We start from the raw sequence: 25,704 nt of genomic DNA, 5'->3' as shown, positions 1-25,704 counted from the left end.
ATAATTATATACTAATGAATGTTCTAACTTCAAAGTTTGCCACAAAACACGATACCGCTCCTTTTTCGAAAATAAAAAACGAGGATTTCCTTCCTGCTTTCATCGAAGGAATAGCATTGGCAAAAGCCGAAATTGACGTGATTGTAAAAAATGAAGCTGCTCCCACTTTCGAAAACACCATTGAAGCTTTAGATTTTAGCGGTTACACACTAGATCGTATTTCGAGCATTTTCTTCAATTTAAATTCAGCAGAAACTAACGACGAAATTCAAAAAATTGCTCAAGAAGTTTCTCCTTTGCTATCTGAGTTTGGAAACGATGTACGTTTGAACACTGAATTATTTGCAAAAGTTAAAGCAGTATATGAGCAAAAATCAACTTTGAACCTCAACGCAGAGCAAACTACTTTATTAGACGAAAAATACAAGAGTTTTTCTCGAAATGGAGCAAATCTCGCAGAAGACAAAAAGATTACACTACGCGAAATCGACAAAGAATTATCAAAGACCAGCTTACTTTTTGGCGAAAATGTATTGGCCGAAACTCAAGCTTTTGAACTGCATCTTACGAATGAAAAAGACTTATCTGGCTTACCGGAAGGCACAATAGAAGCCGCTCGCTCTTTGGCAAAAAGCCAAGAAAAAGAAGGTTGGATTTTTACTTTAGATCACCCAAGCTATGTTCCGTTTGTGACTTATGCTGACAATCGCGAACTGCGCAAGAAGATGGCAATTGCTTTTGGAGCCAAAGGTTTTCAGAACAATGAATTAGACAACCAACAAAATGTTTTTAAAATAGCCAAACTGCGTTTTGAAAGAGCGCAACTTTTAGGATATGCAACTCATGCGCATTTTGTGCTGGAAGAAAGAATGGCTGAGAGTCCAGAAAAGGTTCTGACATTCGCAAAAAATTTATTGGAAAAAGCAAAACCAGCTGCCCTAAAAGAATTTGCTGATTTAACGGCTTTCGCCAAAAAACTAGACGGCTTGGATCAACTAGAAAAATGGGATGGCGCCTATTACTCAGAAAAATTGAAACAAGAATTATTCAATTTAGACGACGAGAAATTAAAACCTTATTTTCAACTAGAAAAAGTATTAGAAGGTGCATTTAATATCGCTGGTAAACTATACGGCTTGACTTTTACCGAAGTTTTTGATATTGACAAGTACCATGAAGAAGTGACTACTTATGAAGTAAAAGATAATAACAACGAATTAGTTTCTATTTTTTATGCCGATTTTTTCCCTCGACAAGGAAAACGCAATGGCGCTTGGATGACTTCGTACAAATCACAATTTGTAAAAAACGGAATTAACGAAAGACCGCACATCTCTAACGTATGTAATTTCACTAAACCTACAGAGACAAAACCTTCCTTATTAACTTTTAATGAGGTGCTCACTTTGTTCCATGAATTCGGACATGGATTACATGGTATGCTTGCAAACACTAAGTACCCAAGTTTGTCTGGAACTTCGGTATATTGGGATTTTGTAGAATTACCAAGCCAGATTATGGAAAACTGGTGTTACGAGCCAGAGGCTTTAGCATTGTTTGCGACGCATTACAAGACGGGCGAAATCATACCAATTGAATTTGTTCAAAAAATTAAAGAAAGCTCTAATTTTCAAGAAGGAATGGCAACCATGCGTCAGTTAAGTTTTGGAATGTTAGACATGGGATGGCACGGACAGGATCCTTCTACTATCAAGGACATAAAAACATTTGAAACAGAGCAATTTGCCGAAACACAATTGTATCCTGATGTGAAAGAAAATGCTATGAGTACCGCTTTCTCTCATATTTTCCAAGGTGGATATTCAGCCGGTTATTACAGCTACAAATGGGCCGAAGTATTAGATGCAGATGCTTTCGAGTTTTTCCAAGAAAAAGGAATTTTCAATAAAGAAGTCGCTGATAAATTTAAAGACAATATTCTTTCTAAAGGTGGAACCGAACATCCGATGACATTATACAAACGTTTTAGAGGACACGAACCAAGTCCAGATGCTTTATTAAAAAGAGCCGGATTGTTGTAGATAACTGAAAAAACCGAAGTAGCAATGCTTCGGTTTTTTTTATGAAATTTTTCACTTCAAAAATTCCCTGAAATTTTCTTTAGTAACGACTAAAAATTCTGGATGGTAAGCTTCTTCAAATGATTTAGGAATTTTTACTTTTTTCAAAGGCGACCACTTAAATTCAAATGCACTTACAACATCAGCATTTGTTTCAATGTAATCAATTTCTTGTTGGGAAGTCGTTCTCCAAAAATATGGCTTTGCTAAACTATTAGTATAAGAAAGTTTTTTAATTCGTTCCGAAACTAAAAAATTCTCCCACAAAGCACCTTTATCTTGCCTAAATTCTAAAGTATTGAAATTTCCAATCAACATATTACGAACACCATTATCATAAAAATAAATTTTACGATTAGCTTTGATTTCGTTCCGAATATTTTTATTAAAACTATTGAGTCTAAAAATCACAAATGCTTTTTCGAGCAAATCGATATAATTGCTAACCGTATTCTTATCTACACCTACTAATTGCGCTATTTCATTATAACTCACTTCACTCCCTACTTGTAAAGCCAAAGCTTGTAGAATTTTCTCCAGCACTTCTGATTTTCGGATACCTGCTAAACTCAAAACATCTTTATACAAGTAACTCGAAACTAAATTTTTAAGAATCTCATACTCATTCCCAAAATTAGTAATCACATCAGGATACATACCATACAATAATCTTAACTCCAACTGTTGTTGCGCCTTGATATACCCAACATTTCCCTCAAACTCATTCCAGGAAACAGGAAATAAATGGTATTCAAATTTGCGACCTGTAAATGGCTCTTGAGTTACATGATTAATATCAAAAGCTGACGAACCACTCACGATTGCTTGAACCTCTTTAATTTGGTCAACAATAATTTTCAACTTCAGATCAATGTTTGGAATCCGTTGCACCTCGTCTATAAATACGTACTTATAATTACCTATTATACTTTTTAAAGTTTCAGTATTCGCGTTTGCCAAAGTATCGACTACTACAGCGTCATCCCCATCAAGGAAGAGAAATGGAGTGTCCTTTAGTAAGGAATTACTCAATGTCGATTTACCCACTTGGCGTGGCCCTATGAATACGATTACTTTTCCTTTATCTATTTTTTTTTTTATAACTGGCGTTAAATCTCTTATAATCATAACAGTGAACTTTAAAAAAAGTTATGAATTTATATCCTATTCACCAATTTTATAGTGTTTTTGGTGAACGTATTCACCAAAATTATAGTGTTTTCGATGAACGTATTCACCAAAATTGACTTTTTTACAAGAAAACCACCATCAACCACCAAAAAATAGGAATACTTTCGACCCAAAAAGAAGTATAATACCTGGATCTTTTTTCATTGGCGAAGATTAAAAATAGTGAAAGAGCCGCAACTAAAATCAAGTTTATTATCAATTGCTTTTCGATAAAGTTGGTCTTCAAAAACTCTAAAAAATAGAATGGAATCAATAATAACAGCCCAACTATCTTAGTATTTTTTACTCCTATTTGTTGCGGTACCGTTTGAAGATGCGGATCATCATTAGCCAAATCAAGAATTTCGAAAATAAGAATCAGCACAAAAACAAGAATAAAACGCTGTATACATTTGAGATAAAAATCGAGTCCCAAATCAACATGGGCATTTACCAAAGGCAACACCAATGTCACTCCTACCCAACACAAAGCGACAATATAAATCTTTACACCAGCCCAATTTCTAGCATTCTTTCTATTTGGAAAAAACGGCAACGTATAAAGTAATGTCAATGCTAAAACACCAACGGAAACTAGTTGTGTAATTGACTGCAATTGGAAAAAATAATAACCTACGCCCACTAATGCAAAGAGACTCAGCACCGAAATAACTTTTAATTCATTTCGCATTTGATTTTTTTGGGCCCTTGCCAAAGCATCATACTTCACAAAATTATAACCTACTATTGTTCCAAAAAAGGCAAAATTAGCCATGACTTGCTCGTCAGAAATGTTGAACATAAAATGCGTCATTCGAACCAGCGCATACACTGACAAAGCCACATGAATGCTACTTCTAATATAAAAATCAAATACTTTTTTAAAACTAACCATTAAACAAAATTAATCAATTGTGAGTAATTACATCCTCTTGCTGAAAATTTGATAAAAAATCAATCGAAAAACACGAAATAGATTGTTTATAATACTTATTTTTGCACCACTAAAAAAACACAACATTACTAAACATACATGAAAACAGACTCATTTGCTTTAAGACACTTAGGACCAAGAGATAATGATTTACCGAAAATGCTTGAAACTATAGGTGTTGAAACTTTAGATCAACTAATAGACGAAACAATTCCAACTGATATTCGCTTGAAAAAACCGTTGGAATTAGAGCATATAATGACAGAATACGAATATGCAAATCACATTCGAATATTAGGTCGTACTAACAAAGTTTTTAAATCTTACATAGGATTGGGTTATCACCCAACAATTGTACCACCAGCAATTCAAAGAAATATTTTTGAAAACCCAGGATGGTACACTGCTTACACACCATACCAAGCAGAAATTGCTCAAGGTCGTTTAGAAGCAATATTGAATTTCCAAACAACAGTTATCGAGTTAACTGGAATGGAAATTGCCAATGCCTCACTATTAGACGAAAGTACTGCTGCTGCTGAAGCAATGGCTTTATTGTTTGATGTTCGAACTAGAGATCAAAAGAAAAACAATGTGAATAAATTCTTCGTTTCTGAAGAAATATTACCACAAACCTTATCTGTTCTACAAACGCGCTCTACTCCAGTGGGTATCGAATTAGTTGTAGGAAACCACCAAGAATTTGATTTTTCGAATGAATATTACGGAGCAATACTGCAATATCCTGGAAAATACGGTCAGGTTTACGATTATGCTGACTTTATAAAACAAGCTGCAGACAACGATATAAAAGTAGCTGTAGCCGCTGACATTTTATCATTAGTAAAATTAACGCCTCCAGGAGAAATGGGAGCTGCAGTAGTTGTGGGAACTACACAACGTTTTGGGATCCCAATGGGTTACGGTGGTCCACACGCTGCTTATTTTGCTACAAAAGAAGAATACAAACGTTCTATGCCAGGAAGAATCATTGGAGTCTCACAAGACGCTAATGGAAATCGTGCCTTGCGTATGGCTTTACAAACACGTGAGCAACATATTAAGCGTGAAAAAGCAACGTCTAACATCTGTACTGCTCAGGTTTTACTATCTGTAATGGCAGGAATGTATGCCGTTTATCACGGTCCAAAAGGATTGCGATACATTGCAAATAAAGTACACTCGATGGCAGCGACTTTAGCAGATGCCTTGAATAAATTAGGAGTTCAGCAAACAAACACCTCTTTCTTCGATACCATTGTAGTAAAAGCTGACGCTAAAAAAGTGAGAGCGATTGCAGAGAAAAACGAAATCAATTTCTTTTATATCGATGACGAAACTATTTCAATTTCGCTCAACGAAACTATTTTGTTTAAAGATGTGAACGAAGTAATTTCAGTTTTTGCTGAAGTAGTAGGAAAAGAAGCTTTTGAAGTAAGTGAATATACTTTGGAAAATAACTACCCAACGACTTTAAACAGAACAACTGAGTTTTTAACGCACGACGTATTTAACAACTATCATTCTGAAACTAGTTTGATGCGTTACATCAAGAAATTAGAGCGTAAAGATTTATCATTAAACCATTCGATGATTGCCTTAGGTTCTTGTACAATGAAATTAAATGCAGCAGCTGAAATGTTACCTCTAAGCATGCCTTATTGGAATACTATCCACCCATTTGCTCCTTTAGACCAAGTACAAGGATACACTACAATGCTTAAAAAATTAGAGCATCAGTTAAACGTAATTACTGGTTTTGCCGGAACAACATTACAACCAAACTCTGGTGCACAAGGAGAATATGCTGGTTTAATGACTATTCGTGCTTATCACCAATCAAGAGGGGACGACCAAAGAACGGTATGTTTAATTCCTGCTTCGGCACACGGAACAAATCCTGCTTCGGCGGCGATGGCTGGAATGAAAATTATCGTGACCAAAACAATGGAAAACGGTAATATCGATGTGGAAGATGTAAGAGAGAAAGCCCTTCAATATAAAGATGAATTGTCATGTTTAATGGTAACTTACCCATCTACACATGGTGTTTTTGAAAGTGCTATTAGAGAAATTACTCAAATCATTCACGATAATGGTGGATTAGTTTATATGGATGGTGCAAATATGAATGCTCAAGTAGGATTAACAAATCCAGCAACCATTGGCGCTGACGTATGTCACTTAAACCTACATAAAACATTCGCTATCCCTCATGGTGGTGGTGGACCAGGTGTAGGACCAATTTGTGTAAACGAAAAATTAGTTCCGTTTTTACCAAGTAATCCACTAGTTCAAGTAGGTGGTGAAAAAGCAATAACAGCTATTTCAGGCGCTCCTTATGGATCAGCTTTAGTGTGCTTAATTTCTTACGGATACATTTGCATGCTAGGATCGGAAGGAATTACAAACGCAACTAAATATGCTATCCTAAATGCAAACTACATGAAAGCGCGTTTAGAAGCTCATTATCCAATTTTATATTCTGGAGAAAAAGGAAGAGCAGCTCACGAAATGATCTTAGACTGTAGAGGTTTTAAAGAAAAAGGAATTGAAGTATCTGATATTGCAAAACGTTTAATGGATTATGGCTTCCATGCTCCAACAGTTTCTTTCCCAGTAGCAGGAACTTTAATGATTGAGCCTACAGAATCTGAAGATGTTGCTGAATTAGACCGTTTTTGTGACGCTATGATTTCGATTCGACAAGAAATTGAAGAATCATCAATTGACGAGCCAAACAACATATTAAAAAATGCACCTCATACTTTGGCGATGCTAACTGACGATTTCTGGGCATTACCTTATTCAAGAGAAAAAGCAGCGTATCCATTAGACTATGTTGCTGACAATAAATTCTGGCCAAGCGTTCGTCGTGTAGATGAAACCTATGGTGACAGAAATTTAATATGCAGCTGTGCTCCTATTGAAGCTTACATGTAATATTTACTATTACAATTATATAAAATGCCTCGAAACTATCGAGGCATTTTTTTTGTAATCAACTCCCAAGACCTAACACTTTGTAAAATAGGAATAGATAAAAGAAATAGGTTTCTACTGACACAAAAACACACTGAAAAAACTATCGCTTTTTCGAATAATTATTAAAAAATCATCAGTAAATTAGCCAAATAATTATTATTCTATAATTATATGCACGCATAGTAAATAACATGGCTATAATTATTATTTTATCATTAAATTAGCCTAAATTTTTTGGAAAACAAACCGATGAAAATAAAAATAACTGGAATAGGAAGTTACATTCCTGAGAAAAAAGTAAGTAATACAGACTTTAGCAATCACGTTTTTTTGAATGAAGATGGTACAACCTTTGGCTATCCGAATGATGTGGTCATCAAAAAATTTAAAAGCATAACCGGAATTGAGCAAAGGCGCTACGCTGACGACAATTTAAACTCATCTGACTTAGCCTTTATGGCATCAAAAAAAGCGATCGAAAACGCTAATATTGATCCAGAGACTATCGATTATATCATTTTTGCGCATAATTTTGGAGATGTTAAATGTGGAACTACACAATCTGACATGCTTCCTAGTTTAGCTACCCGCGTCAAAAACAAATTACAAATAAAGAACCCAAAGTGTGTTGCCTATGATATCCTTTTTGGATGTCCCGGATGGATTGAAGGAGTACTTCAAGCAAATGCTTATATCAAATCTGGAATGGCTAAACGCTGTTTAGTTATTGGCTCTGAAACTTTATCAAGAGTCGTGGACGATCACGATAGAGATTCAATGATCTACTCAGATGGAGCTGGCGCTTCTATTATTGAAGCTTCTGATGACGAAACAGGCTTGCTCTCTTATGAAAGTGGTACATATGCCATGGATGAAGCTAACTATTTATTTTTTGGAAAATCATACAATCCAGACTTAGATCCTGATACACGCTATATAAAAATGCACGGTCGTAAAATATACGAATTTGCATTAACTACCGTTCCTGTGGCAATGAAAAGCTGTTTAGACAAAAGTGGGATTAACATAGATGATGTCAAAAAAATCCTTATCCATCAGGCCAATGAGAAAATGGATGAGGCGATTATACAACGTTTTTACAAATTACACGACAGACCCGTTCCTCAGGATATTATGCCAATGAGTATTCATGAATTAGGAAACAGCAGTGTAGCAACCGTACCTACTTTATTTGATTTATTAATAAGAGGAGAAATAAAAGATCAAGAAATTAATAAAGGAGACATTCTACTTTTTGCTTCTGTAGGAGCAGGAATGAATGTTAATGCCTTTATTTACAGATATTAGTAGTAAATCTCTAAACTATACAAAACAAAACCACGGTCTAAAAATCAACTTTTTAAATCGTGGTTTTTTCGTTTCCATCTACACTAAAAATCTGCAAAATAAGAAACATATGTTTGTATCTTTGCACCATTATCAACTCTAACGAACGAAATATTACTTCGTTCCGCACAATGACTATGTACGAAAAAACGTTTCCCAATAAAAGATTCAAACACACTTTAGAATTTTTAAATAAACACATTACCACTTCTCAAACTATTTTAGATTTAGGTGTTGAAAATCCATTTTCTAAAATCATGAAAGAAGAAGGTTTTTCGGTTACTAATACAACTGGTGAAGATTTAGACCTCAATCAAAGTGTTTTTTCTACAACGCAAACTGATGTAGTTACTGCTTTTGAAATCTTCGAACACTTATTGAATCCCTACACTATTTTAAGCGAAATAAAATCGGATAAACTTTTTATTTCTATACCAATGCGCTTGTGGTTCTCTCCTGCTTATCGCAGTAAAACAGACATGTGGGACAGACATTATCATGAATTTGAAGATTGGCAACTAGACTGGTTACTGGAAAAAACAGGTTGGAAAATTATAGATCGCCAAAAATGGACAAATCCTGTAAAGAAATTTGGATTCCGCCCTTTATTACGCTATTTTACCAATCGATATTATATCGTTTATGCTGAGAGATTGAAAGAGTAAATAATTTATTTCAGCAAATTATGATATTGCACTTAACAATTTATAATTCATAATTACTATCATGAACTACTACATAGTTATTCCGGCACACAACGAGGAAGCATTTATTGCTTTAACCTTACAGTCCTTGATTTCGCAGACTCACTTACCTTCAAAAGTAGTGGTAGTCAACGATAATTCTACTGATGAAACTGCCGAAATTGTTCTGGCTTTCGCCAAAGACAATCCGTATATCTCATTAGTAGAAAAAAAATCAAGTGCCATTCATTTGCCAGGAAGCAAGGTCATTCAGGCTTTCCAAAAAGGATTTGAAACACTAGATGACAATTATGATATCATTGTAAAACTAGACGCTGATTTAATCCTACCCAAGAATTATTTTGAAACGATTGTTAAGCATTTCGAAGAAAATCCCACAACAGGAATGGCCGGCGGATTTGCTTATATCGAAAAAAACGGAGGTTGGATCTTAGAAAACTTAACCGATAAAGACCATATTCGTGGCGCTTTTAAAGCATATCGCAAAGCTTGTTTCAAACAAATGGGCGGCTTAAAAGCAGCAATGGGCTGGGATACCGTAGACGAATTATTGTCTAAATTCTACGGCTGGAAAGTAGTTACCGATGATTCTCTTATCGTAAAACACCTAAAACCAACGGGAGCTAATTACAATAAAACAGCACGATACAAACAAGGCGAAGCCTTTTACACCCTTGGCTACGGTTTTACTATTACGGCGATAGCTTCGGCTAAGTTGTCTTTCATGAAAAAGAAACCACTTTTGTTTTTTGACTATATCCAAGGTTTTCTAAAAGCTAAATCAGCCAAAACACCTTTATTAGTTACTGAATCACAAGCTAAATTTATAAGGGATTATCGCATTGAAAAAATGAAAGAGAAGATTTTTAAATAATGTGATTTTTTGTTTTTCTTAAAAAACTACAAACTCTAAACCGTAAACTGGCTACTAATTATTAATTTAGCCCATATTTGAAAATATATGATGCTCATTAGATACATATCGCAGATAGGAAGATACTTTCTAATGCTTAGAGAAGTCTTTATCAAACAAACCAAATGGTCTGTGATGAAAAATTTGATCTTTAAAGAAATTGACGACTTAATCATCAATTCCCTAGGAATTGTAGCCTTCATTTCTTTCTTCGTTGGTGGAGTTGTTGCTATTCAAACTGCACTTAACTTGACCAATCCATTAATCCCGAAATACCTTATTGGTTTCGCCACAAGACAATCAGTAATCTTAGAGTTTGCCCCTACTTTTATCTCGGTGATTATGGCCGGAAAAATGGGCTCCTTTATCACATCAAGCATTGGTACAATGCGTGTAACAGAGCAAATTGATGCTCTAGAAGTGATGGGTGTTAACTCAGTAAATTACTTAGTTTTTCCAAAAATCATTGCCTTATTATTGTATCCGTTTGTAATTGGTATAAGTATGTTTCTAGGGATTTTAGGAGGATGGATGGCTGGTGTTTACGGAGGATTTACTTCGAGCACTGAATTTATCACAGGTGCACAAATGGATTTTATTCCTTTTCATATTGCTTACGCATTTTTAAAGACCTTAATTTTTGCAATGCTATTAGCAACTATACCTTCTTTTCATGGCTACTACATGAAAGGTGGTGCTCTAGAAGTGGGTAAAGCTAGTACCGTTGCCTTTGTTTGGACATCGGTTTCTATAATATTATTCAATTATATATTAACGCAATTGTTACTGGGATCATGATAGAAATAAAAAACATAGAAAAATCATTTGGAGACGCGATGATTCTCAAAGGCATTTCAACTGTTTTTGAAACTGGAAAAACCAATCTGATCATTGGCCAAAGTGGTTCCGGTAAAACGGTCTTACTAAAAAGCCTTTTAGGAATCCACACTCCAGAGTCGGGAAAAATTTGCTTTGATGGCAGAGTTTATTCGGAACTCGAAGCGGATGAAAAAAGAGAGCTGCGAACAGAAATCGGAATGGTTTTTCAAGGCAGCGCATTATTCGATTCGATGACCGTAGCCGAAAACGTGGCATTCCCATTAAAGATGTTCACCAGAGACAACAGAGCTAAAATTAAGGAGCGTGTTGACTTTGTATTAGAAAGAGTTGCTCTAACTGATGCGCATGACAAACTTCCTTCTGAGATTTCGGGAGGAATGCAAAAACGTGTCGCTATTGCCCGCGCCATTGTTAACAAACCAAAATACTTGTTTTGTGATGAGCCAAATTCTGGTTTAGATCCAAATACTGCTATATTGATTGACAACTTAATTAAAGAAATCACAGAAGAGTACGATATAACGACCGTAATTAACACCCACGATATGAACTCCGTAATGGAAATTGGGGAACGTATTTTATTTCTTAAAGACGGATTAAAAGCTTGGGAAGGAACTAAAGAAGAGATTTTTATAACTGACAATGAAGCCGTAGTAGATTTTGTTTATTCTTCTAATTTATTCAAGAAAGTAAGAGAAGCGTATTTGAAGGGATAATTTTTAGGAGTAGAAAAAGCTGTTTTAACACTTACTATTCCTGCCGATGCTTCGGGATTATACCATATCAGCATCGAAATTAATGTAAAATTTTTACACCCTAAATCTACTATTTAGTTTGTCCTTCCCACGGGGGAGGAACCTCAACAAACTACTTCCGCAACTGGGATTCCTCCTTCGTAGGATGACAAGTTTGTGGCTATGTTTTATTGTAGTATTATCAAAATCAAATAGCATTATCAAGAAATAAAATTCATTTACAAAAGGATACAAAAAGCACAGTCTGTTAAAAATGACTGTGCTTTTTTTTACGTTTTACAAGAATATATTTTTGTGAGCACAAGCAAGATACTTGCGCTCGAAGTGAGAAATATTTTATATTTAATTCAGCAGCAATTCTACCTCAGCATTTGGATTAAATAGATACAATTTTCCAGAGCTTACTTCGAGACATTCAAAACGCTTGGTTCTAATAGCAATTTTTTTGAAAATCTTTCCGTTTTCGATTCTGAAAACGCTGCCGTAAGGAATCTCAAACACATAATTTTTATCATTTTGAGCGTCGAACTGTTTTAGCGCCAGCGACAAAGTCGCATCAGTATCACTGCTGGCGGTCGGATTTTTGAAATGCCGAGCTAATAATGGCAACAATTGACTTGGGAAGATCTCTGGACGAATAAAAGGAATCATCAAACGTTGAAAGGAATATTTCCATTCCGTACCGTGGGGCTTTATTTTTCGACCAAATTTCTCAAAAGCTACTAAATGAGAAATCTCATGAATCAAAGTAATCAAAAACTTATACTTATTGAGACTAGAATTGACCGTTATTTCATGTTTTCCGTTGAGTCCTTTTCGATAATCACCATGACGGGTTTGCCTCTCATTGACAATCTTAAGATGGACTTGATTGACAACAATGAGTTCAAAAACTGGTTTTACCGCATGTTCTGGGATGTATCTTGCTAAGGTTTCGCTCAATTCTCTTTGGTTTTTAGAATTTGGAGATTGTTTTTAAATTACGGATTCGTAGAAGAAACTTGCATTACTTTTCCATTGTAATATTTACTCGCCGTTAACGTAAAATCGTAGATATAATCAGCCATTTCATTTGCTTTAACTGGCGCTTGATACCCTGGAAAAGCCTCTTCTAACATTTCTGTCTGAACTGCTCCTAATGCCAATACATTAAACGAGATGCCTCTTTCTTTGTATTCTTCGGCTAACAACTCTGACAAAGTGATTACGGCTCCTTTACTCGAACTATAAGCTGCGAGTCCAGGGAATTTCAAGCTTCCTTGAATTCCTCCCATAGAGCTTATAGTAACTACATGACTTCCTTTTTGTAAAAACGGTAAACAGATTCGCGTTAGATTAGCAACAGCAAAAACATTCACTTTATAGACATTTTCAAAATCTTCTTGCGTAGTTTCTGCAAATGGCTTCGACAAGAAACTTCCTGCATTGTGCACAATTGCATCTACTGATTTCCAGGAAGCAGAAAGCACCTTCTCCACTTTCGCTAAATCTGATTCGCTTGACAAATCGACAGCGATGCAAGTTATATTTTCATGCTCAATAAGTATTCTTGGCGTTTTTCTAGAAATGGCCAGCACTTGATGTCCAGCATTAGCAAACTTCAATGCTAACTCATATCCTATTCCGCGACTTGTTCCTGTAATAATAATCTTTTTCATATAGCAAAAATAAACAAAACCTTTAAAACATCCGTTTGGATCCTCCAAAAAACAATTTAATTCATGCGAATTTCTTGACTAGAAGAATTGGTCATTTTTGTCATCGCAGGCAACATTTCTTGAATAAATTGGGTCATATGCACTATGTCCATTTTTTCAAATTCATCTGAAACATGATGGTAATAGTCAAAATTCTCAAAGTCAAACGTACTAACAGACTGACAAGGAACCTTGAAAATATCATAAAATGGATAATTATCTGATCTGTAAAATAACTTGTATTCTTCGGCTTTTGGCAAAAAGCCAATACTATTCTTTCCAGTATATTCGTTTATTTTTGATGCCATATTCGATTTTTCAAAACCGGTCAGGTACGCCAGATAATCTCTTTTCATTGGCAGGCCTATCATCTCAATATTGAATTGTGCGTAGAGATTAAAGTTTTGCTGTTTTAGCTTTTTGGCCAAATGCTTAGAGCCTAGCAATCCTTTTTCTTCGGCTACAAAGAGAACAAAAAGAATACTTCTTTTATTTGACTTAGAAATGCTAAAGTACTTAGCCATTTCGGCAACTGCAGTAGTTCCCGAGGCATCATCATTAGCTCCATTATTTATGAAATCGCCATTAACAGCCTCTTTTGATAAACCAATGTGATCATAATGCGCACTAATTATTAAAAACTCATTCTTTAGAACAGGATCAGTTCCCTCAAGATAACCCACAACATTGTAAGCTGTCCCTTTAAAGTTAGATAATGTGTCTTTATAAGAATTAAAATATGGCTTTACATTATTAGTCTTAAAAAATTCCTCTAAATAATCTGCGGCTTTTTCCATTCCTTTCGTCCCACTATCTCGTCCTTCTAATTCATCTGAAGCAAGATATTTCAAGGTCGCAGCAACTTCGTTTTCTTTTACCTTATACAGCGTTTCAATTGGTTTGTCTACTGTCGCGGTTTTTGGCTTTGAAACCAAATCTACATTGGATTTACATCCTAATAGAACAAAAGGAAGCAGCATCAGTATTTTCTTCATGTTTTAAGTTTATGGTTATTTAATGTGTTTTTTAAAGACTTAGCATCCTTGAAGGCAAGCCAAAACTATGAAAAATAACGGAATTATTATAGCGAATCGGTATTTTGAAAAACATTATCCTGAATAAACAGGAAATTAAGAATTCAATTCTCGAAACAAAAAAATCCCGACTCAATATTTTGAGCCGGGATTTATATCTAATCGTAAACTTAGTGGATTATGAAACTAACGTTCTCGAAATTACAATTCTTTGTATCTCTGAAGTTCCCTCATATATTTGAGTGATTTTAGCATCACGCATCATGCGTTCTACATGATATTCTGCAACGTACCCATTTCCACCGTGAATTTGAACCGCTTCAATTGTGGTATCCATCGCTGTTTGAGACGCAAATAATTTTGCCATAGCACCAGATTGAGAAATATCCATTCCTTGATCTTTTTCAGATGCCGCTTTCAAAACCAGCATTTTTGCTGCCATGATTTGCGTCGCCATATCCGCTAATTTAAATGCAATAGCTTGGTGTTTGAAAATTTCTTTTCCAAAAGCTTTACGCTCTTGCGAATATTTCAATGACAATTCATAAGACCCGGTTGCTATTCCTAAAGCCTGTGAAGCAATACCAATTCTACCGCCGTTTAATACTGCCATAGCAAATGCAAAACCAAAACCGTCAGCTCCAATTCTATTTTCCTTTGGCACTTTTACATCAGAAAACATTAAAGAATGCGTATCTGATCCACGAATTCCCATTTTCTTTTCTTTTATACCAATATCAAAACCAGCCCAACCTTTTTCAACTATAAAAGCATTAATTCCTTTATGCCCTTTTTCAACATCCGTTTGTGCAATTACAATATAAGTAGATGCTGACGAACCATTAGTGATCCAGTTTTTTGTACCGTTTAATAAATAATGGTCTCCTTTATCGATCGCAGTCGTTTTTTGAGAAGTTGCATCAGATCCTGCTTCTGGTTCTGACAAACAGAATGCACCTATGACATCACCTTTTGCAAGCGGCACTAAATATTTTAGTTTTTGCTCTTCATTGCAATATTTTTCTATTCCTGCACAAACTAATGAATTGTTTACAGACATAATCACAGCAGCAGAAGCATCCACTTTAGCTATTTCAGTTATTGCTAACACATAAGAAACACTATCTAATCCAGAACCTCCATATTTAGGATCAACCATCATCCCCATAAACCCAAGTTCAGCCATTTTTTTGACTTGCTCTGTAGGGAATTTTGAAAATTCATCTCTTTCAATTACCCCTGGCAACAATTCACTTTGAGCAAAATCTCTAGCGGCTTGTTGAATCATTAATTGTTCTTCTGTTAGATTAAAATCCATAACTGTATTTCTTTTTATTAATTTTTTTAATTCTAGAAACAAAACAAAATGTATAAAGCATTGTCTTTAAAACTAAAATTAGCTTTGTTTTTACACTACTTCTGAGTTTAGAATTGAATATTATTACACGTTGTTTAATTTACCCTGCTTTTTATTTAAAAAAAGTAGTCAAAGATACTTTTTTCTTGTGAAATTATCAATTTTGATTTGTAATTTTGGATTATGAAATTAGAAAACTATAACGTTATCGGTGTGATGTCAGGAACTTCATTAGACGGAGTTGATTTGGCACATATTCAATTTCGAATAAAAGACAAGAAATGGGACTTTACTATCCTTGAAAGTGAGACTATTCCATACGATTTAACTTGGGTACAAACTTTAAAAACAGCAGTAGATTTTTCACAAATTGAGCTTGAAAAATTAAATCAGGAATATACTTCGCTACTTGCTTCCATTATTTCTGATTTTATAACACGCCATAAAATTGAAAATCTCGATGCCATTTGTTCACATGGACACACGATATTGCACCAACCTCATAACGGATTTACACTCCAAATTGGGAATTTACCGGAGATTGCAGATTTAGTACAGCAAACCGTAGTCTGTGATTTTAGAGTACAAGATGTTCAGTTAGGAGGACAAGGTGCTCCTTTAGTCCCTATCGGTGATCGCATCCTATTTCCAGAGTATGATTATTGCATGAATCTAGGTGGTTTTTCGAATGTATCATTCGAAGAAAACGGCACTAGAATTGCCTTTGACATTTCGCCAGTCAACACCGTTCTGAATTTCTACGCAAATCAGTTCGGATTCGATTATGATGATAAAGGCCAAATTTCGGCAAGCGGTGAAATTAACGAAGCATTATTCAATGAATTAAATAATTTGGATTTCTACCAACAAAATTACCCGAAATCTCTTGGTTTCGAATTTGTAAAAGAAACGGTCCTACCTATTATAGAAAGCTTCGAAATAGACATTACGGATAAAATGAGAACCTTTACGGAACATGTAGCGTTACAAATTGCCCAAGCTTTACCTAATAAAAATGGAAGACTTCTTATAACTGGTGGCGGTGCTTACAACGATTTTCTTATCGAGCGCATACAATTTCACTTACCGTCTATCCAAATCATCATTCCGGACAACAAAATTCTGGAATTTAAAGAAGCAATTATATTTGCTCTTCTGGGAGTGCTGAAATTACGCGGAGAAATTAACGTACTATCAAGTGTAACGGGAGCGGAAACAGATCATAGTAGCGGAAATATCTATCAACCAAAATAATACCTCAAATACACAATTCACATTATTCTATTTTTTACATTTGTCAAAATTAAACATATCGCAGTAAATGAAAGATTTATTAAAGAAATTCGAAAATAAAGAGCCTGAAATAATTTTTAACTGGAAAGATGCTGAAACTGAAGCAGAAGGCTGGACAGTTATCAACTCTCTTCGAGGTGGTGCTGCAGGTGGCGGAACAAGAATGAGAAAAGGCCTAGATAGTAATGAAGTTTTGTCATTGGCAAAAACAATGGAAGTAAAATTTACGGTTTCTGGACCAGCCATTGGTGGTGCAAAATCAGGTATTAATTTCGATCCAAATGATCCTAGAAAAAAAGGCGTTTTACAACGTTGGTACAAAGCGGTATCACCATTATTGAAAAGTTATTATGGAACGGGTGGCGATTTAAACGTTGATGAAATCCATGAAGTGATCCCTATGACAGAAGAATGTGGTGTTTGGCATCCACAAGAAGGAGTTTTTAATGGTCATTTCAAACCTACTGAAGCTGACAAAATCAACAGAATTGGTCAGTTGCGTCAAGGTGTGGTTAAAGTAATCGAAAACCCAAAATTCTCTCCAGATGTTTCTAGAAAATATACCATTGCAGATATGATTACCGGTTATGGTGTTGCAGAAGCGGTGCGTCATTACTACGCAACTTATGGAGGTGATGTAAAAGGTAAGAAAGCTATTGTACAAGGTTTTGGAAATGTAGGTTCGGCTGCTGCTTTCTATTTAGCCGAAATGGGTGCAAAAGTTATAGGAATAATCGACAGAGATGGAGGTTTAATCAATGAGAATGGTTTTACTTTCGAAGAAATAAAAACTTTATTCCTTAAAAAAGACGGAAACAAATTAGTTGCTGAAAAAATGATTCCTTTTGAAGAAATCAATGAAAAAATATGGACTATAGGTGCTGAAATTTTCACTCCTTGTGCCGCATCAAGATTAGTTGCTCAGTCTCAAATTGATAGTTTAATTGCTAATGGACTTGAAGTAATTTCTTGTGGTGCCAATGTTCCTTTTGCTGACAAAGAAATATTCTTTGGCCCTATTATGGAAGATGTAGATCACAAAGTAAGTTTGATTCCAGATTTTATATCTAATTGCGGAATGGCTCGTGTGTTTGCTTATTTCATGGAGAAAAAAGTACAAATGACCGATGAAGCTATTTTTCTTGACACCTCAGAAACCATTAAAAACGCAATTGAAAAAGCGCACGCTTTAAACAGCGGTAAAACTAACATTAGTGCTACTGCCTTTGAAATTGCCTTAAAACAACTAGTGTAGATTTACTATAAATTTGCAAGCTTTCATTCTAACTAGTTTGAAATTGCATAATTTAATCAGTTCCACAATCTCACTCAAAAAGTGAATTTGTCGAACTGATTTTTTTTACCCAGTATTAAATACTTCTTTTTAGTATCGAATTACTGTCTTCCGTTTTTAATATATTAATCGAAAAAAATAACAATTTTTATAATATATTAGCGTTTCCATAATAAAGAAAATTTCTATGAGTATATTGTTACAAGCAGATACCCTATCTGTTGCACAAGAAAGTTTAGCCGATGCGGTTCCAGTTGAAAAAACATTATCTATTATCGAATTACTAACAAGCGGAGGATTAGCGGGTCAGATCATAATGACGGCACTATTTCTAATGTTTTTTGTAGCGCTGTATCTTTACTTCGAACGTTTGATGGCGATCAATGAAGCATCAAAAATTGATGGTAATTTCATGGGACAAATTAGAGATAATATTAGAAATGGACGCATAGATAACGCTAAAATGGCTTGCGCCCATTCAAAATCTCCTGTTGCACGATTAATTGAGAAAGGAATTTCAAGAATTGGCAAGCCTCTTGATGATATCAATACGGCAATTGAAAACGCCGGAAAACTAGAAATTTACAAACTTGAAAAAAATGTAAGTATGCTAGCTACCATTTCTGGAGCTGGACCTATGACTGGTTTCTTAGGAACAGTAGTCGGGATGATTCAAGCTTTTCATAAAATGGCAAGTTCTGGCGGACAAATAGAAGTTGGCGCACTTTCAGAAGGAATTTACACCGCAATGACAACAACCGTTGTTGGTCTGGTCGTTGGAATTATAGCTTACGTAGGCTACAATCATTTAGTTGTAAAAACTGACAAAATTGTTCATCAGATGGAAGCAAATGCAGTTGACTTTTTGGACTTATTAAACGACCCAGCATAATTATGAATTTAAGAGGAAGAAATAAAGTTAGTGCTGAATTCAATATGTCATCTATGACTGATATTGTTTTTCTATTGCTGATATTCTTTATGCTAACATCAACCATGGTAACCACCAACGCTTTAGACTTGGTGCTTCCAAAAGCAAAAGGAAAAACCGACAGTAATAAAAATATCGCGGTGAGTATCAATAAGAAACTAGAGTTTTTTATTGACAAAGAACCCGTTTCAGAAACCGAATTAGAGGCAAAATTATTATCACTGTTTACTGCAGATAAGGATAGAGCAATCATTTTAAGAGCTGAAGAAGGAGTGCCGATTGAAAAAGCAGTGAATGTTTTGGATATTGCAAACCGAAACCAAATCAAAGTTGTTTTAGCAGTAAGACCTAAATAACGGTAGCTAGCCTTCAATAAAAGATTTATTCTACATGAAATATTTAGAAACAAAAGAAGAACAAAAATCATTTGCAATCACATCAATTATTTTTGTGATTCTCTTAGTATTGTTCTTTTATTTAGGATTGACTTCACTGGACCCACCTCCTGAAAACGGGATTGCCATCAACTTTGGAACAACCGAATTTGGATCTGGAACCGTTCAACCCACAGAACCAATCCAATCTGCACCAAAAGCTACAGCGGCAAAACAAGCAGCATCGAGCGATGAAGATATTCTCTCACAAGATATTGAAGAAGCAGTTGTGATGAAGCAAACAAAAAAAATCCAACCTTCTAAGCAAATAGCAAAAGAAGAGGTCAAACCAAAACCGAAAGAAAATCCGACACCTTCAAAAAGCACATCTGATGCACTTTCAAGCATTTTAAACGGGCCAAAGTCTGACGGCAAAGCTAAAGGCGGAGAAGGAAATGATAAAGTTGCTGGCGATAAAGGTAGTTTAAATGGCGATCCTTATGCAAACAGTTACTATGGATCCGGAAGCGGCACTGGTAATGGAAGCGGATGGGGTTTAAACGGACGAAGCATCGCCTCAAGAGGGAAAGAAGTGCAGAAATGCAATGAATTTGGTACTGTCGTTGTACAAATAACAGTAAACAGAAGCGGGAATGTTATTGCGGCCAAATACACTAAAGGAACAACAAACACAAACCCTTGCCTAGTCGAACCTGCATTAGCAACAGCCAGAAAATACAGATGGCAACCAGACTCAAATGCACCGGAAACGCAAATTGGTTTTATTACCGTAAATTTCAAATTAGGAGAATAATTTCATTTCGCAACTTGCTACCCTTAAGTACGAAAAACAATATACACTACAAACAAAATGAATTATCAAGAAACTACGGATTGGATGTTTAACCAACTCCCTATGTATCAGCTTCAGGGCGCCTCTGCCTATAAAAAAGACTTGACAAACACGCACTTGCTGACTAATCATCTTGACAATCCACATAAAAAGGTACGTTGCCTTCATGTTGCCGGAACTAACGGCAAAGGATCTACATCCCACATGTTAGCCTCAATAATTCAAGCGGCTGGATACAAAGTAGGCTTATACACTTCTCCGCATCTAAAAGATTTCAGAGAACGCATTAAAATAAATGGTATTGATATCACAGAAGAATTTGTATGTGCTTTTATCAATGAAAACAAACCATTTTTTGAATCGAATGACATCAGTTTTTTCGAAATGAGCGTAGGTATGGCCTTCGATTACTTTGCCAAAGAAAAAGTAGATATCGCTATTATCGAAGTTGGTATGGGCGGTCGCTTAGACGCAACAAATATCATCACTCCGCTAGTATCAGTAATTACAAATATTGGCTTAGATCACACTCAGTTTCTCGGAAACACTATCGAAGCTATCGCTGGCGAGAAAGCCGGTATAATCAAACCACATATTCCTGTCGTCATTGGAGAATATACTCCAGAAACGAAAGCTGTTTTTTGGGCTACAGCCAAAGAAAACAACTCAGAAATCTATTTCGCTTCCGACTTAATTTCAGAAAATCACCCTTCAGATTTAATAGGTGACTACCAAGTACACAATAAAAAAGCCGTTTTACAGACGATCGAGATTCTAAACTCACAAGCAGAATTTAAAATTACCGAAGAGATAATAAGAATCGGCCTTCAAAATGTGGTAAAAAATACCGGACTTCAAGGAAGATGGCAGCAACTAGGTGATAATCCAAAAGTAATTTGCGACACTGCGCACAATAAAAACGGACTGGAGATTGTCTTGAATCAAATTCAAAAAGAGACATTTAAAAAACTACATATTGTTTTAGGAGTGGTTAATGACAAAGACTTAGATCAAATCCTGCCACTTTTCCCGCAAAATGCAATTTACTATTTCTCAAAGCCAAATAATCCACGCGGTTTAGACGCAACAATTTTAGCAACTAAAGCAAGTGAACACGGTTTAACAGGAACAGTATTTAATTCAATTACAACAGCTTACGAAAAAGCACTGGAAGCAGCCGAAGACACTGACTTTATATACATTGGCGGAAGTACATTTGTGGTTGCAGAAATTTTATAATTTTTTCTCTTTTTTGCTTGCGTATTCAAAAAACAGCCTTATATTTGCACTCGCAATAAGGAAATGAAAATTATCGAATTGCACTGAGGGCGATTAGCTCAGCTGGTTCAGAGCACCTCGTTTACACCGAGGGGGTCGGGGGTTCGAACCCCTCATCGCCCACCATAAGAGACAAAACAGAAATATTCTGGTTTGTCTCTTTTTTATTTGACCCTAATTGCTTGTTAATCAAGTAGATTAGCTGCACTGCTTCATTGACTCTTTTGGTTCGAAATCCAGTGGATAATAACGAAAACCTGTGGAGCAGTAAAAATTAGGCCTAAAAAGTAGTGCGTCTAAAAAGGAAAAATTCTATCTTTCTCACTCCTCTAAACTGAGTTCTAAATGCTTTTATTTTTGCATTGAAAGATTCTGCAGAGGCATTGGCACTTCTATTATCAAAATAGTTCAATATGGTTTGATAATCATTGCTAATTGTACCAGAGATTGTACCGAAAGACTTATACCAGATTAATCTAATTTTTGATGCCATTTGGCTAATTTTGCAAACCAATGACTATTATCAATAAAAAAACTGCTGAAATAATTTTGCTCAGCAGTTTTCTTCATTTTAAATTAAAGACCTTATTAATAGATTTATTGATTGTTCTTCAACCATTCTAGTCGTCTTTGGTCGGGCAGGTGTGTAATTTTGAAATCTTCAAATGCTGCAGTAAAACCTTTTCCGTCTGGGCTTGCAGCCATCATGCCAACTTGAACCGTTTTAAATTCTGGAAAATAGACCGTGTTGGTCATCGTAAAATTCTTTCCATCTGTAGAGTAGAAAATTTCAACTGCATCTAATCTTCTTACGGCTTTCATCCAAACATTTTTTGGCTGTTCTTTTAAACCTAAAACACTCCAGGAACTTTTATCAATGGTGTGCACCGTACTTATGTTATAGATTCCATCAACATATTCAACACCGGTTTTGATATAATTCTTTTCATCTATTCGCAGCATTAGACACACTTGGTCAAATCTGGTTTTGTAAGCGCCGCTCATTTTAAGCACTACCTCAAATTCGCCACTTCGTTCGGTGTAAAGAAATGGGCCATCATGTACTGTAAAACCATAGTGGCTTTTTGTCCAGTAGTCAGATTGAGGTGTCACCTGCATTGTAAGCTTATTGTCTTTTATTTCCCAATTTTCCGGTTCGTTTAACCAGTTCATTGAATTCAATTTTTGGGCATTAGTTTTTATAGCGGTCATACTTAAAACGATTAATATTAAATAGATTCTCTTCATTATTTTTTAATTTTTTATTAGCCTACAAAGTTTAAAAATCTTAATTTATGTGACAATAGTTATTTATAACCATTTTACTGTCAAGATACTCATATTTATTAACTTTGTAATCTTAATTGTTTTTTAAAAACAAAAAATACAATCTCGCATGAGTGTTATTACAAACATGGAAAATAAATTTTCTTCAGAATCAATTGATAGCGTAGACAAACGCAGAGAATCTATTGACGAAGTTATAGAAATGATGAAGGGATATGTGCAAATAGAACATTCTGTAGCAGTAATATCAGACCTTGCAGAAAAAAAGAGTTATATTTTATCAGGAAATTTTCGAAATTTTCTTGAGATGGATTCTTCTGAATATTTTACCATTGATTCAATTTGGGAAGATGATATTTACCAAAGAATTCACCCGGATGATCTTTTCGAAAGGCATCTTTTAGAATTAGATTTTTTTAATTTTTTAAAGGCTTTAGCGCCGGAAGAACGCTTGAACTATACAACCAATTGTAAAATTAGAGCTATAAATAGTAATAAGGAATATCAGCATATTATGCATCGTAATTTCTATCTAAAGAACAGTTCTAAAGGAGGCTTGTGGCTTGCTGTTTGTCTTTACAACTATTCCTACGAGATGCCAGAATCTTTTAGCGGAATCGACGGAAAAATAATAAATACAAAAACGGGTGCTTTTTTTCATGTTGAAACATACGATAATTGTATCGGGTTGTTGTCAGTGAGGGAAAAAGAAATTTTAGTATTAATCAGTAAAGGAATAATCAGTAAAGAAATTGCAAATAAATTGACTATCAGTATCAATACTGTAAATAGGCACAGGCAAAATATTTTAGAAAAATTAAATGTTAGTAATTCGATAGAGGCTGTAAGAACTGCAAATGCGCTGCATTTGTTAAAATGATTTTAGTGAAAGATAATTATAACTAAGTATCGAACAAAGAAAAATAATGTCGTTGCCCATCAAATAGCATTATTTGCCTTTGAATTTATATTATTTTAATATTTCAAAAAAGGTTAAAATAGGTATAAGGTGTTCGATTGTAACCCCTGATAGCCCACAGAAAGACAAACAACGCCATTGGAAGATAATGGCGTTTTTGTTTTCAGATTTATACTATTTTAGGTTTTTGAAAAACGTCAAAATTGGTATCAAGTGTTCGGTTGCTGTCCCTGACAGCCCACAAAACTCCTTAAGAAATTAAGGAGTTTTTTTTATAACCATAAAAAATACACCATCTGATCTAATCTGGATGATGTATTTTTGTTTTATAACATTCACTAAACTATAAAAAATCCAATGTTCGTTCTAAAGCCATTCCACGGGAACCTTTTATAAGAATAGTATAGTTTTCAATACCAACATCCTTTAACGAAGTAGAGAAAGAGTCAAATGATTCATAAAATTTAAACTGAGGATTATCAACTCTACTTAAATAAAACGCCTCACCTACAAAATAGCATTGTAGTTCTTTTTCTTTCAAAAGCGAAGCAACAATTTCCTGATGTTCTTTCTTACTTTCGGCACCTAATTCAAACATATCACCCAAGATCATTATTTTATTTAGACTATCTAGCTGAAGGAAGTTTTCAATTGCTACAGCCATACTACTGGGATTAGCGTTGTAAGCATCAAGGATAATCTGATTTGTTCCTTTCGTCAACATTTGCGATCTGTTATTCTCAGGAATATAACTCTCTAAAGCTGCTTCTATAGATAAATCACCTACTTCAAAGAACTTTCCTATCGAGATTGCCGCATTTAGATTATTGGCGTTGTAAAGCCCTATTAAATGAGAAGAAATCACAACGTCTGAATAACAAATAACCACAAAAGGATTCGCCTTAATAGATGTAATACATACATCCGTATTAATCCTATTTACACCAAAAGAAAATATTTTTAGACCTTTAGTCCTCTCCACTTGAATTGGATCTTCTAAGTTTACAAAGGCTAACTTATCATTTTGTGATAAATACTTGTACATTTCGCTTTTACCCTCTATAACACCTGCAACACCTCCAAATCCTTCTAAATGTGCTTTACCAAAATTCGTAATATATCCATAATCAGGTTTTGCAATTTCACAAAGAAATTCAATTTCCTTTTTATGATTAGCTCCCATTTCGACAATACCTATTTCCGTTTCTTTATTAAAAGACAACAAAGTCAAAGGAACCCCAATATGATTGTTAAGGTTGCCAACAGTCGCTTTTGTTCTATATTTTTTGGCCAAAACGACCTGAATTAACTCTTTAGTAGTTGTTTTCCCGTTACTTCCCGTAAGTGCTATAATAGGCAGATTTAGATACGTCCTATGGAATTTTGCTAATTCTTGCAAAGTAACCAAGCTATCTTTTACCAGAATAGTTCTTTCATCAATATAATAACTTTCATTATCAATTATCACGTAAGACGCACCCTTTGCCAAAGCTTCAACAGCAAATGTATTGGCATCAAATCGATCTCCTTTTATGGCAACAAATAATGAATTTGACTTTATTTTACGAGTGTCTATTGAAACTGATTTACAATTCAAAAATAAACTATGAATTTTAGCTATATCCATTTTAAAAACGATTAAAAAAAAAGCCCTAATG

23 protein-coding genes and 1 tRNA gene are annotated in these 25,704 nt (G+C 35.0%); 15 read left to right on the top strand and 9 right to left on the bottom strand.

Translation table 11 applies throughout. The features are described 5' to 3' along the window. Window positions 1-14: 14 nt before the first annotated feature. On the top strand, window positions 15-2,042 hold the full coding sequence (locus tag E0F98_RS07435) for a M3 family metallopeptidase (RefSeq protein ID WP_132110066.1): 2,028 nt from the start codon (window positions 15-17) through the stop codon (window positions 2,040-2,042). A gap of 51 nt (window positions 2,043-2,093) precedes the next feature. Here the strand turns inward: E0F98_RS07435 and E0F98_RS07430 are convergent, their stop codons facing one another. Both E0F98_RS07430 and E0F98_RS07425 read right to left on the bottom strand, forming a co-directional pair. Continuing rightward, complete coding sequence (locus E0F98_RS07430; RefSeq protein ID WP_132110064.1) at window positions 2,094-3,209, bottom strand: ATP-binding protein; 1,116 nt, start codon at window positions 3,207-3,209, stop codon at window positions 2,094-2,096. A 124-nt stretch (window positions 3,210-3,333) separates the two neighbouring features. Then, window positions 3,334-4,146, bottom strand: a complete 813-nt coding sequence (locus E0F98_RS07425; protein ID WP_132110062.1) for a hypothetical protein — start codon at window positions 4,144-4,146, stop codon at window positions 3,334-3,336. 138 nt (window positions 4,147-4,284) lie between these two features. Between E0F98_RS07425 and gcvP the strand changes: the two genes are divergently transcribed. The 6 genes from gcvP to E0F98_RS07395 all read left to right on the top strand — a co-directional run bounded on the left by gcvP (window position 4,285) and on the right by E0F98_RS07395 (window position 11,690). Next, window positions 4,285-7,128, top strand: coding sequence for an aminomethyl-transferring glycine dehydrogenase (gene gcvP / locus E0F98_RS07420; protein ID WP_132110060.1), 2,844 nt, complete (start codon window positions 4,285-4,287; stop codon window positions 7,126-7,128). A gap of 291 nt (window positions 7,129-7,419) precedes the next feature. Continuing rightward, window positions 7,420-8,478: a 3-oxoacyl-ACP synthase III family protein gene (locus tag E0F98_RS07415; protein WP_132110058.1), complete on the top strand. Its 1,059-nt coding sequence runs from the start codon at window positions 7,420-7,422 to the stop codon at window positions 8,476-8,478. A 176-nt stretch (window positions 8,479-8,654) separates the two neighbouring features. Next, window positions 8,655-9,182 carry a methyltransferase domain-containing protein gene (locus E0F98_RS07410; protein WP_132110451.1) on the top strand — a complete coding sequence of 176 codons (528 nt, stop codon included), beginning with the start codon at window positions 8,655-8,657 and terminating at the stop codon, window positions 9,180-9,182. A 61-nt stretch (window positions 9,183-9,243) separates the two neighbouring features. Continuing rightward, a complete protein-coding gene (locus E0F98_RS07405) occupies window positions 9,244-10,095 on the top strand; it encodes a glycosyltransferase (protein ID WP_132110056.1) in 852 nt (283 codons plus the stop codon). 87 nt (window positions 10,096-10,182) lie between these two features. Beyond that, window positions 10,183-10,932, top strand: a complete 750-nt coding sequence (locus E0F98_RS07400; RefSeq protein ID WP_132110054.1) for an MlaE family ABC transporter permease — start codon at window positions 10,183-10,185, stop codon at window positions 10,930-10,932. Continuing rightward, window positions 10,929-11,690, top strand: coding sequence for an ABC transporter ATP-binding protein (locus E0F98_RS07395; protein WP_132110052.1), 762 nt, complete (start codon window positions 10,929-10,931; stop codon window positions 11,688-11,690). The genes E0F98_RS07400 and E0F98_RS07395 overlap by 4 nt, the downstream gene beginning before the upstream one ends. A 381-nt stretch (window positions 11,691-12,071) precedes the next feature. On the opposite strand, the gene E0F98_RS07390 is transcribed toward E0F98_RS07395, so the two are convergent. The 4 genes from E0F98_RS07390 to E0F98_RS07375 all read right to left on the bottom strand — a co-directional run bounded on the left by E0F98_RS07390 (window position 12,072) and on the right by E0F98_RS07375 (window position 15,778). Continuing rightward, window positions 12,072-12,671, bottom strand: coding sequence for a SprT-like domain-containing protein (locus E0F98_RS07390; protein WP_132110050.1), 600 nt, complete (start codon window positions 12,669-12,671; stop codon window positions 12,072-12,074). 38 nt (window positions 12,672-12,709) lie between these two features. Then, complete coding sequence (locus E0F98_RS07385) at window positions 12,710-13,387, bottom strand: SDR family NAD(P)-dependent oxidoreductase (RefSeq protein ID WP_132110048.1); 678 nt, start codon at window positions 13,385-13,387, stop codon at window positions 12,710-12,712. A gap of 56 nt (window positions 13,388-13,443) precedes the next feature. Next, entirely contained in the window at window positions 13,444-14,421 is a 978-nt protein-coding gene (locus E0F98_RS07380; protein ID WP_132110046.1) for a M28 family peptidase, read from the bottom strand. A gap of 217 nt (window positions 14,422-14,638) precedes the next feature. Beyond that, window positions 14,639-15,778, bottom strand: coding sequence for an acyl-CoA dehydrogenase family protein (locus E0F98_RS07375; protein WP_132110044.1), 1,140 nt, complete (start codon window positions 15,776-15,778; stop codon window positions 14,639-14,641). 222 nt (window positions 15,779-16,000) lie between these two features. Between E0F98_RS07375 and E0F98_RS07370 the strand changes: the two genes are divergently transcribed. From E0F98_RS07370 to E0F98_RS07340, 7 genes are all read left to right on the top strand, one after another. Beyond that, the gene (locus E0F98_RS07370; RefSeq protein WP_132110042.1) at window positions 16,001-17,071 is read left to right on the top strand and encodes an anhydro-N-acetylmuramic acid kinase; all 1,071 of its coding nucleotides are present in this window, start codon (window positions 16,001-16,003) and stop codon (window positions 17,069-17,071) included. Window positions 17,072-17,138: 67 nt separating this feature from the next. Next, window positions 17,139-18,365, top strand: coding sequence for a Glu/Leu/Phe/Val dehydrogenase dimerization domain-containing protein (locus E0F98_RS07365; RefSeq protein WP_132110040.1), 1,227 nt, complete (start codon window positions 17,139-17,141; stop codon window positions 18,363-18,365). A gap of 226 nt (window positions 18,366-18,591) precedes the next feature. Then, on the top strand, window positions 18,592-19,296 hold the full coding sequence (locus E0F98_RS07360) for a MotA/TolQ/ExbB proton channel family protein (RefSeq protein WP_132110038.1): 705 nt from the start codon (window positions 18,592-18,594) through the stop codon (window positions 19,294-19,296). 2 nt (window positions 19,297-19,298) lie between these two features. Beyond that, complete coding sequence (locus tag E0F98_RS07355) at window positions 19,299-19,691, top strand: ExbD/TolR family protein (RefSeq protein ID WP_132110036.1); 393 nt, start codon at window positions 19,299-19,301, stop codon at window positions 19,689-19,691. Between the two features lie 34 nt (window positions 19,692-19,725). Beyond that, entirely contained in the window at window positions 19,726-20,523 is a 798-nt protein-coding gene (locus E0F98_RS07350; protein ID WP_132110034.1) for an energy transducer TonB, read from the top strand. A 57-nt stretch (window positions 20,524-20,580) separates the two neighbouring features. After that, the gene (locus tag E0F98_RS07345) at window positions 20,581-21,801 is read left to right on the top strand and encodes a bifunctional folylpolyglutamate synthase/dihydrofolate synthase (protein ID WP_132110032.1); all 1,221 of its coding nucleotides are present in this window, start codon (window positions 20,581-20,583) and stop codon (window positions 21,799-21,801) included. Window positions 21,802-21,888: 87 nt separating this feature from the next. Beyond that, a tRNA-Val gene (locus E0F98_RS07340) sits at window positions 21,889-21,966 on the top strand. Between the two features lie 154 nt (window positions 21,967-22,120). On the opposite strand, the gene E0F98_RS07335 is transcribed toward E0F98_RS07340, so the two are convergent. Both E0F98_RS07335 and E0F98_RS07330 read right to left on the bottom strand, forming a co-directional pair. Continuing rightward, window positions 22,121-22,333 (bottom strand): transposase, encoded by a 213-nt coding sequence (locus tag E0F98_RS07335; protein ID WP_132110030.1) that lies wholly within the window; start codon window positions 22,331-22,333, stop codon window positions 22,121-22,123. Between the two features lie 104 nt (window positions 22,334-22,437). After that, window positions 22,438-23,088 (bottom strand): DUF1349 domain-containing protein, encoded by a 651-nt coding sequence (locus E0F98_RS07330; protein WP_132110028.1) that lies wholly within the window; start codon window positions 23,086-23,088, stop codon window positions 22,438-22,440. 148 nt (window positions 23,089-23,236) lie between these two features. Here E0F98_RS07330 and E0F98_RS07325 point away from each other — a divergent pair, with 148 nt between their 5' ends. Then, window positions 23,237-24,007 (top strand): response regulator transcription factor, encoded by a 771-nt coding sequence (locus E0F98_RS07325; RefSeq protein WP_132110026.1) that lies wholly within the window; start codon window positions 23,237-23,239, stop codon window positions 24,005-24,007. Window positions 24,008-24,389: 382 nt separating this feature from the next. Here the strand turns inward: E0F98_RS07325 and E0F98_RS07320 are convergent, their stop codons facing one another. Further along, on the bottom strand, window positions 24,390-25,673 hold the full coding sequence (locus E0F98_RS07320; RefSeq protein WP_132110024.1) for a UDP-N-acetylmuramoyl-tripeptide--D-alanyl-D-alanine ligase: 1,284 nt from the start codon (window positions 25,671-25,673) through the stop codon (window positions 24,390-24,392). Window positions 25,674-25,704: the final 31 nt, after the last annotated feature.

The organism is Flavobacterium hiemivividum, assembly GCF_004349145.1.
Classification (GTDB): Bacteria; Bacteroidota; Bacteroidia; order Flavobacteriales; family Flavobacteriaceae; genus Flavobacterium; species Flavobacterium hiemivividum.
The sequence above is the reverse complement of the archived record's forward strand: the minus strand, read 5'-3'. Positions and strand labels throughout refer to the sequence as shown.

Coding starts and splice junctions, on each gene's coding strand:
- gcvP (WP_132110060.1), top strand. CDS start 4,285: ATGAAAACAGACTCATTTGCTTTAAGACACTTAGGACCAAGAGATAAT.
- E0F98_RS07355 (WP_132110036.1), top strand. CDS start 19,299: ATGAATTTAAGAGGAAGAAATAAAGTTAGTGCTGAATTCAATATGTCA.
- E0F98_RS07370 (WP_132110042.1), top strand. CDS start 16,001: ATGAAATTAGAAAACTATAACGTTATCGGTGTGATGTCAGGAACTTCA.
- E0F98_RS07360 (WP_132110038.1), top strand. CDS start 18,592: ATGAGTATATTGTTACAAGCAGATACCCTATCTGTTGCACAAGAAAGT.
- E0F98_RS07365 (WP_132110040.1), top strand. CDS start 17,139: ATGAAAGATTTATTAAAGAAATTCGAAAATAAAGAGCCTGAAATAATT.
- E0F98_RS07325 (WP_132110026.1), top strand. CDS start 23,237: ATGAGTGTTATTACAAACATGGAAAATAAATTTTCTTCAGAATCAATT.
- E0F98_RS07320 (WP_132110024.1), bottom strand. CDS start 25,673: ATGGATATAGCTAAAATTCATAGTTTATTTTTGAATTGTAAATCAGTT.
- E0F98_RS07385 (WP_132110048.1), bottom strand. CDS start 13,387: ATGAAAAAGATTATTATTACAGGAACAAGTCGCGGAATAGGATATGAG.
- E0F98_RS07435 (WP_132110066.1), top strand. CDS start 15: ATGAATGTTCTAACTTCAAAGTTTGCCACAAAACACGATACCGCTCCT.
- E0F98_RS07335 (WP_132110030.1), bottom strand. CDS start 22,333: ATGGCATCAAAAATTAGATTAATCTGGTATAAGTCTTTCGGTACAATC.
- E0F98_RS07410 (WP_132110451.1), top strand. CDS start 8,655: ATGTACGAAAAAACGTTTCCCAATAAAAGATTCAAACACACTTTAGAA.
- E0F98_RS07415 (WP_132110058.1), top strand. CDS start 7,420: ATGAAAATAAAAATAACTGGAATAGGAAGTTACATTCCTGAGAAAAAA.
- E0F98_RS07405 (WP_132110056.1), top strand. CDS start 9,244: ATGAACTACTACATAGTTATTCCGGCACACAACGAGGAAGCATTTATT.
- E0F98_RS07330 (WP_132110028.1), bottom strand. CDS start 23,088: ATGAAGAGAATCTATTTAATATTAATCGTTTTAAGTATGACCGCTATA.
- E0F98_RS07400 (WP_132110054.1), top strand. CDS start 10,183: ATGATGCTCATTAGATACATATCGCAGATAGGAAGATACTTTCTAATG.
- E0F98_RS07425 (WP_132110062.1), bottom strand. CDS start 4,146: ATGGTTAGTTTTAAAAAAGTATTTGATTTTTATATTAGAAGTAGCATT.
- E0F98_RS07380 (WP_132110046.1), bottom strand. CDS start 14,421: ATGAAGAAAATACTGATGCTGCTTCCTTTTGTTCTATTAGGATGTAAA.
- E0F98_RS07375 (WP_132110044.1), bottom strand. CDS start 15,778: ATGGATTTTAATCTAACAGAAGAACAATTAATGATTCAACAAGCCGCT.
- E0F98_RS07345 (WP_132110032.1), top strand. CDS start 20,581: ATGAATTATCAAGAAACTACGGATTGGATGTTTAACCAACTCCCTATG.
- E0F98_RS07395 (WP_132110052.1), top strand. CDS start 10,929: ATGATAGAAATAAAAAACATAGAAAAATCATTTGGAGACGCGATGATT.
- E0F98_RS07430 (WP_132110064.1), bottom strand. CDS start 3,209: ATGATTATAAGAGATTTAACGCCAGTTATAAAAAAAAAAATAGATAAA.
- E0F98_RS07350 (WP_132110034.1), top strand. CDS start 19,726: ATGAAATATTTAGAAACAAAAGAAGAACAAAAATCATTTGCAATCACA.